Below are 1,540 nucleotides of genomic sequence, written 5' to 3' on the forward strand. Positions count from 1 at the left end.
GCTGTTTGAGTTTATCCAGGTCACGCACGACGGACGCCTGAGAAATACCAAAGGACGCGTCGTCGGTCACCGACTTTACGAACAGCGGAAAACGCAGCTTCTCAGGCATGGTCACACGCTGTCCCTTGCCGAACACGGCAAAGCCGGGCGTGGCGATGCCGTGAAATGCCAGTATCTGTTTGGCCAGGGCTTTATCGCGTGACAACAACAAGCCGCGTGGATTGCAGCCGGTATAAGGCTGACGCAATAACTCCAGAAACGACACCACATGCTGGTCGTAGCTGACGATGCTCTGAAATTCCTCAGCGAGATTGAAAACCACATGCGGCCGCCAGTCCTCGATGGTCGCGGTCAATTCGGCAAGGTTGTCGCCCAGCCCCAGGCAACGCACAGCATGACCGGAAGTTTTGAGCTGTTGCACCACATCGTACTCGGTGCGGAACTCGTCGATCTGGGCCTGAGTGCATCCCTTCAAGCTATCGGGCGGCACCAACGTCTCATGCATCAAAACCAATATACGTTGCGGCTTCATCCGCGAAGCTTAGCAAAAGGCGCGCAAGACGATCGATACAAGGCAAGCGACACTCAGTCAGAGAATTTTGCGCTGGGTGCGCGGCTTGCGCGCGAGTGTTGCTTTGCTGCCGGTTTTGCCGGATTGCAGCGGCGCACGTGCAATCGGCAGCGTACCGCTACTTGTTGCCAGTTCGACGGCCAGTTGCCGGGCATGCAACAACGCCGGCCCAAGCAGATCCTGCGGCGTTTCGTGCACGGGCCACGACGACGGTTTGCCCAGACTGCGCAGCAATGCACCAGACACCGGCACACTATCGAAATTAAAACTCATGGCCGGTAAGGCGGTTGCGCCACTTTCAAAGTTTTGCACAGCCAAGCTCTGCAAGGCCACGACATGCGAAGCCGCGACCGGCAGATCGGTAGTAACGGCTGCCGGACTCGCATCCTGACTACCGCTGTGCGCGCGCAGTTGATTCAAACCTGCCAAGACCTGTTCCTTACTGCGGCCACGCAACTCAAATAGCAGAAATGGATCGCGATCCAAGGCCTCACCCAGCACATAGTGCGTTGCGGCCACATGCTTGCAGGGGCTGGACCAATCGTCGCAGCTGCAGTCCGCATCGATGTCGTGCGAGTTGGCAGGAAACAAACTCTTGCCGCAGCTGCGAAACAAGCGATCGGCGTCCTTGGGCATTTCGCCATTCAGTAGTTGCGCGGCAAACAGCGCCTGTTGACTCATCGCTTGCAGAATCTGATTCCAGACCTTGGGTTCGAACACATCCAGGTTCAAGCTGACGGCATAACTATCGAGCTCATCGTCGGTCACGGTCGCAGTAACTTTACCGGGGAAAATCTTCAAGCCATGCACGTGTCCATCGCGCGCATAGGCGCGCCCCTTGCCCAAACGCGCGACCACATCGCGCGAGCTGCGCTCCAAGGCTTCAATCCATCGTTGCCCCCACCAGGTGGTACCCAGCGATTTCGGCTTGACGTTGCCGTGGCTGTGGCCATGGCTTTTAGACTGCCT

General features: G+C 57.7%; 1 protein-coding gene and 1 pseudogene. Both read right to left on the bottom strand.

The window, feature by feature from the left end; genetic code table 11:
• Positions 1-532: pseudogene (locus tag EPO09_RS21820) on the bottom strand (hypothetical protein); the annotation flags it as partial.
• A 57-nt stretch (positions 533-589) separates the two neighbouring features.
• Positions 590-1,450 (bottom strand): hypothetical protein, encoded by an 861-nt coding sequence (locus tag EPO09_RS21825; protein ID WP_290646665.1) that lies wholly within the window; start codon positions 1,448-1,450, stop codon positions 590-592.
• Between the last annotated feature and the right edge of the window lie 90 nt (positions 1,451-1,540).

Origin of the sequence: Aquabacterium sp. (assembly GCF_004297345.1) — a bacterium.
Taxonomy (GTDB): Bacteria; Pseudomonadota; Gammaproteobacteria; order Burkholderiales; family Burkholderiaceae_C; genus Aquabacterium.